The sequence below is a fragment of the Streptomyces sp. CA-179760 genome (assembly GCF_050937045.1).
Taxonomy (GTDB): Bacteria; Actinomycetota; Actinomycetes; order Streptomycetales; family Streptomycetaceae; genus Streptomyces.
In genome coordinates this window covers 8,429,447-8,444,092 of sequence record NZ_JBNJLZ010000001.1, presented here as the reverse complement: position 1 = coordinate 8,444,092, position 14,646 = coordinate 8,429,447, and the positions used below count along the sequence as shown (strand labels likewise).

9 protein-coding genes and 3 pseudogenes are annotated in these 14,646 nt (G+C 71.0%); 2 read left to right on the top strand and 10 right to left on the bottom strand.

The annotated features are described in order from the left end of the window. Positions 1-2: 2 nt before the first annotated feature. The 6 genes and pseudogenes from ACQEV8_RS38145 to ACQEV8_RS38120 form a co-directional block, all read right to left on the bottom strand. Positions 3-1,790 (bottom strand): ABC transporter ATP-binding protein, encoded by a 1,788-nt coding sequence (locus ACQEV8_RS38145; protein ID WP_432970116.1) that lies wholly within the window; start codon positions 1,788-1,790, stop codon positions 3-5. After that, positions 1,791-2,851 (bottom strand): annotated as a pseudogene (locus tag ACQEV8_RS38140) (iron-siderophore ABC transporter substrate-binding protein). Positions 2,852-2,953: 102 nt separating this feature from the next. Then, on the bottom strand, positions 2,954-3,802 hold the full coding sequence (locus tag ACQEV8_RS38135; protein ID WP_432970113.1) for an ABC transporter ATP-binding protein: 849 nt from the start codon (positions 3,800-3,802) through the stop codon (positions 2,954-2,956). A gap of 38 nt (positions 3,803-3,840) precedes the next feature. Then, positions 3,841-4,902 (bottom strand): FecCD family ABC transporter permease, encoded by a 1,062-nt coding sequence (locus ACQEV8_RS38130; protein ID WP_432970110.1) that lies wholly within the window; start codon positions 4,900-4,902, stop codon positions 3,841-3,843. After that, a pseudogene (locus tag ACQEV8_RS38125) lies at positions 4,899-5,959 on the bottom strand (FecCD family ABC transporter permease). The gene ACQEV8_RS38130 and the pseudogene ACQEV8_RS38125 overlap by 4 nt, the downstream one beginning before the upstream one ends. A gap of 111 nt (positions 5,960-6,070) precedes the next feature. Then, positions 6,071-7,426, bottom strand: a complete 1,356-nt coding sequence (locus tag ACQEV8_RS38120) for a lysine N(6)-hydroxylase/L-ornithine N(5)-oxygenase family protein (protein WP_432970107.1) — start codon at positions 7,424-7,426, stop codon at positions 6,071-6,073. Positions 7,427-7,672: 246 nt separating this feature from the next. Here ACQEV8_RS38120 and ACQEV8_RS38115 point away from each other — a divergent pair. Beyond that, positions 7,673-8,619: pseudogene (locus ACQEV8_RS38115) on the top strand (methionyl-tRNA formyltransferase). A gap of 129 nt (positions 8,620-8,748) precedes the next feature. On the opposite strand, the gene ACQEV8_RS38110 reads toward ACQEV8_RS38115, so the two are convergent. Together ACQEV8_RS38110 and ACQEV8_RS38105 are read right to left on the bottom strand one after the other, a co-directional pair. After that, positions 8,749-9,453: a response regulator gene (locus tag ACQEV8_RS38110; RefSeq protein ID WP_432970105.1), complete on the bottom strand. Its 705-nt coding sequence runs from the start codon at positions 9,451-9,453 to the stop codon at positions 8,749-8,751. After that, on the bottom strand, positions 9,450-11,078 hold the full coding sequence (locus ACQEV8_RS38105) for an ATP-binding protein (RefSeq protein WP_432970103.1): 1,629 nt from the start codon (positions 11,076-11,078) through the stop codon (positions 9,450-9,452). The genes ACQEV8_RS38110 and ACQEV8_RS38105 overlap by 4 nt, the downstream gene beginning before the upstream one ends. Before the next feature lie 106 nt (positions 11,079-11,184). On the opposite strand from ACQEV8_RS38105, the gene ACQEV8_RS38100 reads away from it, so the two are divergent. After that, positions 11,185-12,162 carry a Bug family tripartite tricarboxylate transporter substrate binding protein gene (locus ACQEV8_RS38100; protein WP_432970100.1) on the top strand — a complete coding sequence of 326 codons (978 nt, stop codon included), beginning with the start codon at positions 11,185-11,187 and terminating at the stop codon, positions 12,160-12,162. Between the two features lie 2 nt (positions 12,163-12,164). Here ACQEV8_RS38100 and ACQEV8_RS38095 read toward each other — a convergent pair whose 3' ends face one another. Next, positions 12,165-12,671: a hypothetical protein gene (locus ACQEV8_RS38095; RefSeq protein WP_432970097.1), complete on the bottom strand. Its 507-nt coding sequence runs from the start codon at positions 12,669-12,671 to the stop codon at positions 12,165-12,167. Positions 12,672-12,755: 84 nt separating this feature from the next. Continuing rightward, a complete protein-coding gene (locus tag ACQEV8_RS38090) occupies positions 12,756-14,636 on the bottom strand; it encodes an ABC transporter ATP-binding protein (protein WP_432973294.1) in 1,881 nt (626 codons plus the stop codon). Between the last annotated feature and the right edge of the window lie 10 nt (positions 14,637-14,646).

Genomic DNA, 14,646 nt, shown 5'->3' with positions numbered 1-14,646 from the left:
GCCTAACTACCCTCTCGCCAAGCCCGCCACAGTCGTGCGTACCGGCCGCCCAGAGCCACCAGTTCCTCGTGTGTGCCCTGCTCCACGACGCGTCCCGCGTCCAGCACGGCGATCCGGTCGGCGGCCATCGCCTGGGTCAGCCGGTGCGCCACGAACAGCGTCGTCCGGCCCGCGCAGGCGGCCAGTACGGCCCGCTCCAGCTCGGCGGCGCCCTCGCTGCCGGCCTCCGCGGTCGACTCGTCGAGCACCACCACGGGCGCCCGGCCCAGTACCAGCCGGGCCAGGGCGATCTGGGCGACCTTGGTGACGTCCAGGCGCTCACCGCCCTCGCCGACCGAGGTGTGCAGCCCCTCGGGCAGCGCGTCGACCCAGCCGTCGGCGCCGACGGTGCGCAGGGCGTCCGTCAGTTCGGCGTCGGTCGCCTCCGGCGCGGCCAGCCGCAGATCCTCGGCGAGCGGACCGGAGAACACATGCGTCTCCTGTGTCAGGATGCTCACCAGGGCCCGCGCCCCGGCCTCGTCCAGGTCGGCGAGATCGGTCGGCCCGACCCGCACCGAACCGGCTTCCGGGATCCCGATGCCGGCGATCAGCGCGGCCAGGGTCGTCTTGCCCGCACCCGTCGCCCCCACCAGGGCGAGCGAACCACCGGCGGGAATGGTCAGGTCGACCTCCCGCAGCACCGGATCCTCGGAGCCGGGATAACGGAACGTCAGCCCCCGCACCACCACCGGGTACGAGCCGGCCTCGGCCGCCGGGACGGACTCGTCGCCCACCAGGCGCTCCTCGGCGGCCTCCCCCAGCACCCCGACCAGACGGGTCAGGCTCGCGCCCGACTTCTGCGCCTCGTCGAAGGTGAACATGATGGCGCCCAGCGGGGTGAACAGCCGGTGGAACAGCAGCGGAGCCGCCGACACCTCGCCCAGGCTGGCGGCGTCGGCCTCCAGCAGGGCGTACCCCACGACGAGGATCAGGACGAGACCGATGAACTCGGCGCGGTTCTCCCGGCCGACGAACCGGCCGAAGAACCGGAACACCTCGATGCCGAGGTCGCGCACCCGCCACGACTCGCTGGTGACCTTCTCGCGGAAGTCGCCCTCGAGGCGGTACGCGCGGACCGTGTCGATGCCGTTCAGACCGCTGATGAACGCCTGCGCCCGGTCGGCCTGGGCCACCCGCTGCTTCCGGTAGAGCGGGGCGGAGCGGGGCAGATACCAGCGCAGGGCCAGGGCGTACGCGGGCAGCGCGCCGGCGCCCGCCAGGCCGAGCCGCCAGTCGAGACCGAACATGCCGAGGGTGGCGATGACGACCAGCACGCCCGCCGAGAACACGGTGGGCACGGCCGTGCGGATGCCCTTGGACAGCACGGCCACATCGTCACCGACGCGGGAGAGCACGTCTCCCCGGCCCACTTGCTCGATCCGGGCGCTCGGCATTCCGAGCACGGCCCGGACGGCGCCCTCGCGCAGCCGGGCGAGCAGGTCCGCGCCCAGCCGTCCGATCAGATAGGTGGAGACCGCGGTGGCCGCCGCGCCGAGCAGCGCGGCGGCACCGATCAACACCCCGATCGTGACGAGGATCGAGCGTTCCTCGCCCCCGACGACCCCGTCGACCACCCGGCCGAGCAGGAGCACCGGGAGCACTTGGAGCGCCGCCCCCGCGACCGTGGTGAGCACGGTGGCGGCCGTCAGCCAGGGCATCTCACGGCAGTGCGCCGTGACCCATCGGGTGGCTTCGCGGCCGGTCGTCGTGCGCAGGGTCGCCGGGGCGGCATGCGTTTCGGTGGTGCTCACTTACTGATCGACCGACTTGACGAGCTCGTCGATCGCGTACGGCATGGACAGCAGGGTGCCCTGGGAGATGGCCGCGCCGACCGCGGGTCCCTCACTGTCGAGCAGGTACGACACGTTGCCCTTCTTCACGGCGTCCAGGTTGGCGAAGAGCTTGAACTTCTTCAGCGCCTCGGTGTCGGCCTTGTCGTTGATGACGAAGATGTGGTCGACGTCGACGAGGTCGACGCGCTCCGGCGAGAGCGTGGTGTAGAAGCTGCCGCCGGCGATCTTGTCGATCTCGGTCTGGTACTTGTAGCCGATGCCCGTGACGAGTCGTCCGCGCACGTCGGTGGAGGTGAACGGCGCCACCGAGTCCTTGTACCAGGACAGCGCGACGGCGGTTTCCTTGCCGAGCTCGGGGTGTTCCTTCTTGGCGGTGTCGAGCTGGCCCTGGATGTCCTGGACCATCTTCTCGCCCTCCTTGGCCTTGCCGAGGGCCTTGGCGATGTGGAGCGCGTTGTCCTGCCAGGGGGCGCTGAAGGGCTCCTTCTCGGCCTTGGTGCGCGCCACCGTCGGGGCGATCTTGGACAGCTTGTCGTAGGCGGCCTTGTCGATCTCGGAGTAGACCGCGACGATCAGGTCCGGGCGCAGGGCGGCGATCTTCTCGTAGTTGGGGCCGGAGTCGCCGTTCTTCATGACGACCTCGGGCTTGGTGTCGCCCCACTTGCCCTTCACCCAGGGCCACTGGGTGTTGATGTCGGGGCTCTTGCCCGGGGGTTCGGGTACTGGTCGACCATGCCGACGGGCTTGATGCCGAACGCCAGGATGGTCTGGTCGTCGGTGTAGCCGACGGAGACGACCCTCTTGGGCGCCTTGTCGACGGTCGTGGATCCGAAGGCGTGCTCCACGGTCACCGGGAAGGCGCCGGCGGACGCGGCCTGCGTGCCGTCGTTCTCCTGGTCCGTCTTGTCCGCCGAGTCGGAACCGCATCCCGCGAGGAGACCGACGCCGAGGGTGGCGGCGGTCAGAATCGCCGCCATGCGCCGCCAGGGCCTGCCGAGCGTCGTTCGGTGGAGGAGCATCCAAAACCCCTTGCTTTCGTGCTAGTTCGCTGCACCCTCGCCTAAGGGCAGGCAAACCTTACCGCGAGGAAGTGAGGTGAGCCTAGCCTTACTTCTTCGTCTTTATCGGGATGTGTCCAACTGGACGTGTGTGCGACCGATCGGGACGATGAGCGGCCGGTCCCCCACCGGGTCGTCGATGACCCGGGCGCGCAGCCCGAACGCCTCGTGCAGCAGCTCGGCGGTGATCACGTCGCGCGGGTGGCCCTGCGCCAGGATCGATCCCTCCCTCATCACCACGAGGTTGTCGCTGTAGCGCGTGGCCAGGTTGAGGTCGTGCAGCACCATGACGACGGTGCAGCCCGACTCGTGCAGGTCGTCCACCAGGTCCAGGACGTCGATGGCGTGCGCCAGGTCCAGATAGGTCGTCGGCTCGTCCAGCAGCAGCAGATCGGTGCCCTGAGCCAGCGTCATCGAGATCCAGACGCGCTGGCGCTGCCCGCCGGACAGCGCGTCGACCGGGCGGTCCGCCAGATCGGACACGCCGGTCATGGCCAGCGCGCGCTCCACCACCTCGGCGTCGTCCGAGGACCACTGCCGCAGCCAGCTCTGGTGCGGATGGCGGCCCCTGGCGACCAGGTCGGCCACCGTCAGCCCCTCCGGCGCGACCGGCGCCTGCGGCAGCAGGCCGAGCTTCTTCGCCACGTCCCGGGTCCTGAGCCGGCCGATGTCCTCGCCGTCCAGGACGACGCTTCCCCCGGACGGCTTGAGCAGCCGGGACAGCGTCTTCAACAGGGTCGACTTCCCGCAGCCGTTGGGGCCGATGATCGTGGTGACCACGCCCGGCGGTATCGCCACATCGAGCTCGTCGATGACGACCCGGCCGCCGTACCCGACCGTGACGCCCTTCGCTGCCAGCCGCGAGGCGTCATCGATCCCGGCTTTGGTCTGGGTGACGGACTGTGCGACCACAAGCCCCCCTTACTTAGGTATGCCTGACTTTTGTACACCTATCTACGGTTCGCCCGCACCAGCAGATAGACGAGGAAGGGGCCGCCGATCGCGGCGGTGACCACACCGACCGGGAGCGAGACCGGAAGTGCCGTACGTGCGAGAAGGTCCGAGCCGATCAGCAGCAGCGCGCCCACCAGACCCGAGGCCACCATCGGCGGTGTCGGGCACCTCGCCAGACGCATCGCCACCTGCGGCGCCACCAGCGCGACGAAGGGGACCGGGCCCGCCGCGCTCACCGCCACACCGGCCAGCAGTACGGCGCACAGCAGCAGGACCGCCCGTACGGCGGCGTACCGGACGCCCAGGCCGGCGGCGACCTCGTCGCCGAAGTGCATCGGCCTGAACTGGAACGCGACGAAGGACACCACGACGAGGAGGACGAGCGAGCACCACAGCGCGATCCAGACCTCGTCCCACGCGCGGTCCTCCAGCGAACCGACCAGCCACGCCTGAGCCTTGGCCACGTCCCTGATGTCGGCCGTGACGAGCAGCCAGGTCGTGATCGCCTCCATCACGGCACTCACCGAGATACCGATCAGGATGAGCCGGAAGCCGTCGACCCCGCGCCGCCAGGCCAGGAAGTACACCAGCAGGCCGGTGCCGAGCCCGCCGGCGAGCGCCGCCGCCGACAGACCCACGGAGTCCACGACCGCTGCCGCGGTTCCGCCCGACACGGTCACGGCGAACACCGCGACGGCGCTGGCGCCCGGAATGATGCCCAGAACGTCCGGGCTGGCCAGGGGATTACGGGCGATGGACTGCGTGAGCGCCCCGGACACCCCCAGCGCGATGCCCACGACGAGCCCGGCCAGGGCACGCGGCATCCGCAGATCCATGATCACGAACTGGTCGACCTGCTCGCCCCGCCCGAGGAGCGTCGCCATCACCCGCGACAGGCTGATGGGGAAGTCTCCGACGCCGATGGACAGGCAGAACACCAGGAAGGTCGCCGTCGCCAGCAGCAGCGTCACGCACAGGACCCAGGGCCGCCAGAAGAACGACATCCGGCCGAGCCGTACGCCCGGCAGCACCGACGGCTTCACATCTGTCACGTTCATGCTTTCCTGAACTTTCCGCGCCACACCAGAACCGCGAAGAACGGGGCGCCGAGGAGCGCCACGAGGACGCCCGCGTCCAACTCGCCCGGCCGCACCACCAGTCGGCCCACGATGTCGCAGACCAGCAGGACGACGGCCCCGAGCAGACCGGCACAGGGCACCAGCCAGCGGTAGTCCGGCCCGGTCAGGTACCGGGCCACGTGGGCGACCATGAGCCCGAGGAACGCGATGGGTCCGCAGGCGGCCGTCGCCGCGCCGGCCAGCAGGGTGATGGACGCGATGCCGACGGTCCGGCTCAGCGCGATGTTCACGCCCAGGCCGCGCGCCACGTCGTCCCCCAGGTTGAGCAGGTTGAGGGAGGGCAGCGTGGTCAGGGCCAGCACGAGACCGGCGGCGATGAAGGCGGTCACCGGCCAGATGACGTCGAATCCGACCCCGTTCAGGGAGCCCGAGTTCCAGAACCGCAGGGCGTTGAGAGCCTGCTGGTCCGAGAGCGCGACCGCCGTGGTCATCGCCGCCAGGAACACCGTGACGCCTTGTCCGGCCAGGGCGAGCGTCAGCGGGTTGCCGGCGCCCCGGCCGATGCTCGCCAGCCCGAACACGACGACACCGGCGATCCCCGCCCCAGGAAGGCGAACCAGACGTACTGGAACGGATTGCCGAACCCGAACACGGAGATAGCCACCACGACCGCGAACGAGGCTCCGGAGTTCACGCCCAAGAGGCCCGTGTCGGCGATCGGGTTGCGGGTGTACCCCTGGATCAACGCCCCGCCGACACCCAGGGCGATGCCCGCCACGACCCCGAGAACCGTCCGGGGCACCCGCACGGTCTGCACGATGAGCCGGATCTCGGTGAGCCGCTGGTCGGACTCCGGGGCCGCGAACAGCCCGTGCCACACGTCGGCGGGGCTCAACGCGCGTGCTCCGACGGCCAACGACAGCACCGTGGCGACCACCAGGAGCGCCACGAGGGAGCCCAAACCCACGACCCGCCGCCGACGGGCCTTCGACGAGCCCCTGGGCGCGGGGCGCTCAACCACAGCAGTCTGGCCCATGTCGACGTACGTTATCCCTTGTGCGGTCGGCGACTTGATCCGGACCGTCGTGCGCCGCCCGGGGCGAAATCCGGGCGGCGCACGACGGCAGGTGGTGGAACCACCCGCCCGCTAACGGGCCGGGCTGCCGGTGTCGTCGGCGAGCGTCCGGGCCTCCTCGGGGGCGGTCGCGGAGCCACGGCCGAGGAGCGAGTCGAGTATCTCGCCCACCCTGATGGCCGTGTTGGAGAGCAGGGACGACGTGATGCCGTGCGTGTGCTCGGTACCGCCCTGGAGGTAGATGCCGCAGCGCAGGTCGGGGTCGGTGGCGATGCGGTAGTCGCGCTCGACGCGCACCCGGCCCTCCTCGTCGCGGGCGCAGCGGCCCGCGACCTCGCCGAGCAGGCCGGTGGGGTCGGCCTGGCTGTAGCCGGTCGCGAAGACCACGACGTCCGCGTCCAGGTCGCTCTCCTCGCCGGTGACGAGGGACGTCACGGTGGCCCTGGCGCCGGCCGCCGTCTCCTTGACACCGGTGAGCCGGGAGACGTTGAGGAAGCGCAGCCGCTCGGTGCCCAGGACTTTCTCCTGGTACGACTGCCGGTAGAGGTCGTCGATGAGGTCGATGTCCACCACGGAGTAGTTGGTGTTGCCGTGGTAGTCCATCAGCCGGCGCTTGACGTCCTCGGGGGCCGAGAAGTAGTCGTCGACCGCCTGGGGGTCGAAGATCCGGTTGGCGAAGGCGCTGTCGTCGGCGGGGCTGTAGCCGTAGCGGGAGAAGACCGCGCAGACCTCGGCCTCGGGGAAGCGCCGGTGCAGGTAAGCGACGTTCTCGGCGGCGCTCTGTCCGGCTCCCACGACGACGAACCGGTCGGGTGACGTGCCCTCCAGCTCGTCGACCTTCGCGAGCAGTTCGGAGTTGTGCCAGACGCGGTCGCCGCGCTCCACGCCCTCGGGCATGAGGGGGCGCAGCCCGGTGCCGATGACGAGGTTGCGGGCCCGGTGGACCTCGAGCCCCTCGCCCGAGCGGACGGTCACGTCGAGGTACTCCACGACGCCGTCGCGGGTCACGGGCGCGACGCCGACGACCTCGTGGCCGTAGGAGACCATGTCGTCGACCTGGGCCGCCGCCCACTCGAAGTAGTCGTGGAACTCCACACGCAGCGGGAAGAGGTTCTTGTGGTTGATGAAGTCGATCAGCCGGCCCTTGCTCTGCAGGTAGCAGAGGAAGCTGTACTCGCTCGACGGATTCCGCAGCGTCACCAGGTCCTTGAGGAAGGAGACCTGCATGGTGGCGTCGTCGATGAGCATGCCGCGGTGCCAGCCGAAGCGGGGCTGCTGCTCGAAGAAGTGAGCGGTGACTGCCTCCTGCCTGCCGACGCGCGCGTTGTGCTCGCGGAGCGCGATAGCCATGGCCACATTGGACGGTCCGAAGCCGATGCCAATGAGGTCGTGGACCGGTTGTGCGTCACCAGGAAGAACCTGCGACATGTCACTCCCATCGTGCGGGGCAGCCGCGTGTCAGGTGTGGAGGGAACGAAAGGCGGGCATGCCAACGGAGCGACCCGCCACGGAACTTAGGTGAGCCTAAGCTAAACCGACGAAGGTGTCGACAGGACAAAAGGGACGCCCACCGAACAGGGCTCCGCAACTGGGGCGTGACGACCCCCCGTTGCAGACTAAGGTAAGGCTTGCTTTACTTGCCTCGGCCAAGCCCTTGCTCTGAGGAGGAACCCCATGCGGGTCGTCATGTTCGGTTACCAGACCTGGGGCCATCGCACCCTGCAAGCCCTCCTGGAGTCCGAGCACGACGTCGTGCTGGTCGTGACGCACCCCAAGAGCGAGCACGCCTACGAGAAGATCTGGAGCGACTCGGTCGCCGACCTCGCCGAGGAGCACGGCGTACCCGTGCTGATCCGCAACCGCCCGGACGACGACGAGCTGTTCGACCGTCTCAAGGAGGCCGACGCGGACATCATCGTCGCCAACAACTGGCGGACGTGGATCCCCCGCGCATCTTCGGCCTCCCGCGCCACGGCACGCTGAACGTGCACGACTCGCTGCTGCCGAAGTACGCCGGCTTCTCCCCGCTGATCTGGGCCCTCATCAACGGCGAGCCCGAGGTGGGCGTCACGGCGCACATGATGAACGACGAGCTCGACGCCGGCGACATCGTCCGGCAGGAGGCGGTACCGGTCGGTCCGACGGACACCGCCACCGATCTCTTCCACAAGACCGTCGACCTCATCGCCCCGGTCACCATCGGCGCGCTCGGCCTCATCGCCTCCGGCCAGACCGAGTTCACCAAGCAGGACCGCTCCCAGGCGTCCTTCTTCCACAAGCGCGCCGACGAGGACAGCCGCATCGACTGGACCTGGCCGGCTGAGGACCTGGAGCGCCTGGTCCGCGCCCAGTCCGAGCCGTACCCCAGCGCCTACACCTTCCACCGCGGCAAGCGGCTCGACATCCTGGCCGCCTTCGTGTCCGAGGGCCGCTACGGCGGCACCCCCGGCCGCGTCTTCTACCGCGAGGGCGACGGCGTGGTGATCGTCGCCGGCGCCGACGCCCGCAACGGCCGCAACCAGGGCCTCGCCATCACCCGCGTACGGACCGAGGACGGCCGGGAACTCCCCGCCGCCGAGTACTTCACCTCCATGGGCGGCTACCTCACCAACCGCCCCTGACGTGCCGGCCCCGGTACGGTCCCGGGGCCGGCCGCACATCGCCGCCGCGCGGACTCCGGTCCGCGCGGCGGCGATCGCGTCGCGATGACGCGGACGGTGCCCCTACCCGGTCCGTTCCGGGCGTGAGGATCACGCCCGCCAGGAGTAGCCGCGTTCCGGCCGTCCCGCCGCGCCGTACCGCAAGGTCACCTCCGCGCTGCCCGTGCCGTGGAAGTACTCCAGATAGCGGCGGGCGCTCACGCGGGAGATGCCGGTCCGGGCCGCGCACTCGGTCGCGGACAGCGTGCCGTCCGTCGCGCGCAGGGCCCGCTCGACCAGTTCGGCGGTCTCCACGCTCATGCCCTTGGGCAGGGTGTGGGCAGGGGCGGGGACGATCGCGCCGGCCAGGACGCGGTCCACGTCGGCCTGGCCCCGTACGACCGTCGTCAGCAGGCGGCCGCGCTGCGCGGCGTAGCGCTCCAGGCGGGGGCGCAGGTCCTCGAAGTCGAAGGGTTTGAGGAGGTAGTCGACGACGCCCCGGCGGACGGCGCCGCGTACCGTGCCGGCCTCCTGCGCGGCGCTGATGACCATGACGTCGCAGTCGTGGCCTGCGGTGCGCAGCCGGGGGATGACGTCGAGGCCGAAGAGGTCGGGGAGATACAGGTCGAGGAGGACGAGGTCGGGGCGCAGTTCGTCCACGGCCTCGATCGCCTGCCGGCCGGTGTGGGCCACGCCGACGACACGGAACGGCCGGACGCGTTCGACGAAGGTGCGGTGGACCCGGGCCACCATGAAGTCGTCGTCGACCACGAGGACGTCGATGGTGCCCGCCTCGCGGGGCGTTCCGGGGGTCATGGGGCCGCTCCTTCCGCCAGTGTGCCGGTGAGCCGGCCGACGGTCATGCGTGCCGTGAAGACCGCTCCGTCGGGGGTGTTGGACACCGAGATCTCGCCCCCGTGCCGTTCGCAGACCAGCTTGGTCAGGGCCAGTCCGATGCCGCGCTCGCCCTCGCGCGCGGCCTTGGTCGTGAAGCCGTGGGAGAACACCTCGCGGGCCAGTTCGGGAGCCACGCCGGGACCTGAGTCGCGTACCACGATCTCCACGCTGGAGGCGTCCTGCCGCAGCGCCACCTCGACCCACCGCTGCCCGTCGGGCGCGGCGGCGTCGACGGCGTTGTCGACCAGGTTGCCCACCACGGTCGCCACGTCGGCGGCGTCCTCCGGGGCCAGCCGTTCCAGTGCGGTGTCGTCGGAGATCCGCAGGCTGACCTTCCGTTCGGACGCGAGGGACGCCTTCGCCATCAGCAGCGCGGCCACCGCCGTGTCCCGGACGCGGCGGCTGAGGGTGACGTCCAGGGACTGGCGGCGCTGGTTCAACGCGCGGATGTAGCGCACGACTTCGTCCTGCTCGCCGATCTGGATCAGCCCGGAGATGGTGTGCAGCTGGTTGGCGAACTCGTGCGCCTGCGCGCGCAGCAGCTCCGAGGAGCTCCGGAAGGAGCCGATCTCCCGTTCCAGCCGGGCCAGTTCGGTGCGGTCGCGCAGGGTGGTGACGGAGCCGAGGAGCCGGCCGTCCTTGGTGACGGTCATCCGGTTCATCACCAGCACCCGGCCGCGGCGGACGACGACCTCGTCCCGCTTGTCGGCGGTGGTTCCGGCCAGCACGTCGCGCAGCCGTCCATCGATGCCCAGGCCGTCCAGGCTCTGGCCCACGCAGTCCTCGGGCAGATCGAGCAGGCGGCGGCCCATGGCGTTGACGAGGGTGAGCCGGTGCTGCGGGTCCAGGGCGATCACGCCCTCGGCGATCCCGTAGAGCATCGCCTCCCGGTGCTCGGCGAGCCCGGCGATCTCCCGTGGTTCCAGCCCGAGAGTCTGCCGTTTCACGCGCCGCGCGAGCAGCCAGGAGCCGGCCACACCGAGCCCGCTGGCGATGCCCAGATAGGCGAGCAGGTACGAGGAGGCGCCGCTGAGCCGCTGCCACACCGTCGGGTCGGCCTCGCCGATCATCACCGTGCCGAGGATCCGGCCGAGGTTCTCCTCGGCCGCCCCGAGGACGGGGACCTGGGCGGCCAGCTCGCGGTTGCCGTCCAGGGTCAGCTGTCCCGACCAGCCCCGCTTCCTGGTGGCGCCCGGCTCGAACGGCAGCCGCTCGCCGACGACCGTGGGGTTCGTGGAACTGACGATCCGGCCGGCGGCGTCGGCCACCGTCACCGAGGTCACCCCGGACTGCGCCTGCGTGGAGTGCACCAGCGGGGCGAGCGTCTCCCCCGGCGCGGGACGCACCAGCTGGCTGCGCACCAGGGGGTTGGCGGCCAGCTGTTCGGCCAGCGCGCTCACCCGGCGTCCTTCGACCCGGGTGAAGGTGGCCTGCGACTGGGCGAGGGAGACCGCGGCGACCGCCAGCAGCACCACCACGACGATGGCGAGCTGGAGCACCAGCATCTCGCCCGCGAGCGAATGGCGACGAAAGGTGGCGACCACAACGAACTCAATCTTCTCTGCGGACACAAGCGGGGAGGCTCGGTGGCGAGTCGGACAATCATGACGCCCACCAGTGGAAATCGAAAGGGATCGACAGGGAGGTGGCATGAGAGGCCCGGCGCGCGCCTTTCTCGGCACCTTCGCCGTCCTGGCACTGCTGGTGGTCTGCGCGTGCGGGGCGGGGCCGGGCGGCGACGCCGCGACCCTGCGGGTCATGGTGCCCAACACACCCGGTGGGGGCTATGACACCACGGCCCGTACCGCGGCCCGGGTGCTGGAGGAGACCGGGATCGCGTCCGGCGTGCAGGTGTTCAATCTGCCGGGTGCCGGCGGCACGGTGGGTCTGAAGCGCGTCGTCGACGAGAAGGGCAACGGCGAACTCGCGCTGCAGATGGGTCTGGGAGTGGTGGGCGCGTCACACGCGGCGGGCGCGAAGGTGTCCGTGGCCGACACCACCCCGATCGCCCGCCTGATCGAGGAGGCCGGCGCGGTCGTCGTCCGCGAGGACTCGCCGTACCGCACGATCGGTGCGCTGGTGGACGCCTGGCGCGAGGATCCCGGGCGCCTCAGGGTGGGCGGCGGCTCCTTTGCCGGCGGCCCCGACCATCTGCTGCCGATGGAGCTGGCCCAGGCGGTCGGCATCGACCCGCGGAAGGTCGCGTACGTCCCGTACGACGGCGGCGGCGATCTGCTGCCCGCGCTGCTCGACGGCAGGGTCGACGTCGCCACCAGTGGGTTCGGCGAGTTCCTGGACCAGATACGCGGCGGCCGGCTGCGGGTCCTCGCCGTCACCGGCGAACGGCCGGTCGGTGTCTTGCCCGGAGTCCCGACCCTGAGGTCCTCCGGGATCGACCTGGTCTTCGAGAACTGGCGGGGCATCGTGGCCCCGCCCGGCATCAGCGACACGGAGCGGCGGCGCTGGGTGGACGCCCTGACCGAGTTGCACGGCTCCCGCCGGTGGCGGGCCGAACTCCGCCGGCACGGCTGGACCGACGTGTTCGCCACCGGCCGCGCCTTCGAGACCTTCCTCGCCCGGCAGGACGCGCAGGTCGCCGGACTCGTCCGCCGTCTGGTACCGGAGTGACGTCAGGAGGGGTTCGCGGAGGGGCCGATGCCCTGCAGCTCCTGGATCGTGCCGCCGAGTCTGGCGCGCAGGGACTCGTACATGCCCGGCTTGGCGCTGACCACCCAGCGCATGCCGACGAGGTACTCGCCCCCGTACACGCTGGCCGACTCCAGCCAGGTCTCCTTGAGTTTCTCCTCGGGGAAGGTGGTGATGAGGAAGTCGCCCTTCTTCGTGTGGCACACGCCCTCGCGCAGCTCGTCCGCCTCGGTGCGGATCTTCGCCTTGCAGCCGGCCAGCCCGGCGATGACCTCGACCTTCGCCGGGGCGACAACACCGGCGGCGGGAGCGGCCGCCCCACTGGGCTTCGCCGCTTTGCCGCTGCCGGCCGGCTTCTCGCCGTCACCTCCGCCGCAGGCGGTGACCAGGGGGAGCACGACCAGGGCGCCCACCGCAGCGGCGGTGCGCAGCCGGTGGGCGCGGGACGGGGTCCGGCGGTTGGATGGTGCGTGCGGTTGCTGCTGGGACACGTCGCCTCTCCGGATGGGCGCTGTTCTGCCCTGGTGGGCAGGTGTGAGTACTCGCAGGAGGTACGGATACGCGCCCGGAGCCGTTCACGCGCTTTCGATGACCGTGCGCTCCGTCTCGCTGAACTGGGTGCGGTACAGCTCCGCGTACCGTTCGCCCGCCGCCAGCAGTTCCTCGTGCGTGCCCCGTTCCACGATCCGGCCGGCCTCGACGACGAGGATCTGGTCCGCCGAGCGGACCGTGGACAGCCGGTGGGCGATCACGACCGCCGTCCGGCCTTCGAGCGCTTCGGTGAGTGCCTCCTGCACGGCGGCCTCGGAGGTGTTGTCGAGGTGGGCGGTGGCCTCGTCGAGGATGACGACGCGCTGCCGGGCCAGCAGCAGCCGGGCGATGGTCATGCGCTGGCGTTCGCCGCCGGAGAGCCGGTAGCCGCGTTCGCCGACCACGGTGTCGAGGCCGTCGGGCAGGGACCGTACGAGGTCGTCGAGGCGGGCCCGGCGCAGGGCGTCCCACACCTCCTCCTCCGTCGCCGCGGGGCGTGCCAGCAGGAGGTTGGCGCGGACGGTGTCGTGGAAGAGGTGCCCGTCCTGGGTGACCATGCCGAGGGTCTCCCGCAGGGCCCGGGCGCTCAGGTCGCGGACGTCGACGCCGCCGACGCGTACGGCGCCCTCGTCGGCGTCGTACAGGCGGGGCAGCAGTTGCGCGACGGTCGACTTGCCGGCGCCGGAGGAGCCGACGAGCGCCACGGTCTGCCCCGGTTCGGCGCGGAAGGAGATGCCGTGCAGGACCTCGTCGCCGCCTCGTCGGTCCAGGGTCGCGACCTCCTCCAGGGAGGCCAGGGAGACCTTGTCGGCGGCGGGGTAGCCGAAGCGGACCTTCTCGAACTCGACCGCCACGGGCCCCTCGGGCACCCCGCGCGCGTCCGGCTTCTCCTCGATGAGCGGCGTGAGGTCGAGCACTTCGAAGACCCGCTCGAAGCTGACCAGTGCGCTCATCACCTCGACCCGGGCCCCGGCCAGCGCGGTCAGCGGCGCGTACAGCCGGGTCAGGAGCAGCGCCAGCGAGACGATCGCGCCCGGTTCCAGGGTGCCGCGCAGGGCGAACCAGCCGCCGAGGCCGTAGACCAGGGCCAGGGCGAGGGCGGAGACCAGGGTGAGGGCGGTGATGAAGGCGGCCTGGGCCGTGGCCGTCCGGATGCCGATGTCCGCGACGCGGCGGGCGCGTTCGGCGAACTCCTCCGATTCCTCCTCGGGCCGTCCGAAGAGCTTGACCAGGGTGGCGCCGGGTGCGGAGAAGCGCTCGGTCATGCGGGTGCCCATCGCCGCGTTCAGCGTCGCCGCCTCCCGCTGCATCCGGGCCATGCGGCTGCCCATACGCCGGGCCGGGATCACGAACACCGGCAGCAGCACCAGCGCCAGCAGGGTGATCTGCCAGGACAGGGTCAGCATCACGGCGAGGGTGAGCAGGAGCGTGACGAGGTTGCTGACCACGCCCGACAGGGTGTTGCTGAAGGCGCGCTGGGCTCCGATGACGTCGTTGTTGAGCCGGGAGACGAGGGCGCCCGTACGAGTGCGTGTGAAGAACGCCACCGGCATCCGCTGCACATGGTCGAAGACGGCGGTCCGCAGATCGAGGATGAGGTGCTCGCCGAGCCTCGCCGACAGCCTCCTGCCGATGATGCCGAGCGCCGCCTCCGCCACCGCGATCAGCGCGATGAGCAGCGCCAGGCGTACGACGGTGCCCTCGTCACCGGCCGAGACGATCACGTCCACGACGTCCCCGGCCAGGACGGGGGTCGCCACGGCCAGCAGGGCGGTCCCGACGCCGAGCAGGACGAAGAGGGCGATGCGGCGCCGGTGCGGGCGGGCGAACCCGCCGATGCGGCGCAGGGTCGAGAGGGCGAAGGGGCGGCGTTCCTCCTGGGCGGTCATGACGCTGTGCAGTTGTGTCCACGCTGTGGTCTCCATGCTCATGGCA

Coding starts and splice junctions, on each gene's coding strand:
- ACQEV8_RS38130 (WP_432970110.1), bottom strand. CDS start 4,902: ATGAACGTGACAGATGTGAAGCCGTCGGTGCTGCCGGGCGTACGGCTC.
- ACQEV8_RS38120 (WP_432970107.1), bottom strand. CDS start 7,426: ATGTCGCAGGTTCTTCCTGGTGACGCACAACCGGTCCACGACCTCATT.
- ACQEV8_RS38110 (WP_432970105.1), bottom strand. CDS start 9,453: ATGACCCCCGGAACGCCCCGCGAGGCGGGCACCATCGACGTCCTCGTG.
- ACQEV8_RS38100 (WP_432970100.1), top strand. CDS start 11,185: ATGAGAGGCCCGGCGCGCGCCTTTCTCGGCACCTTCGCCGTCCTGGCA.
- ACQEV8_RS38090 (WP_432973294.1), bottom strand. CDS start 14,636: ATGGAGACCACAGCGTGGACACAACTGCACAGCGTCATGACCGCCCAG.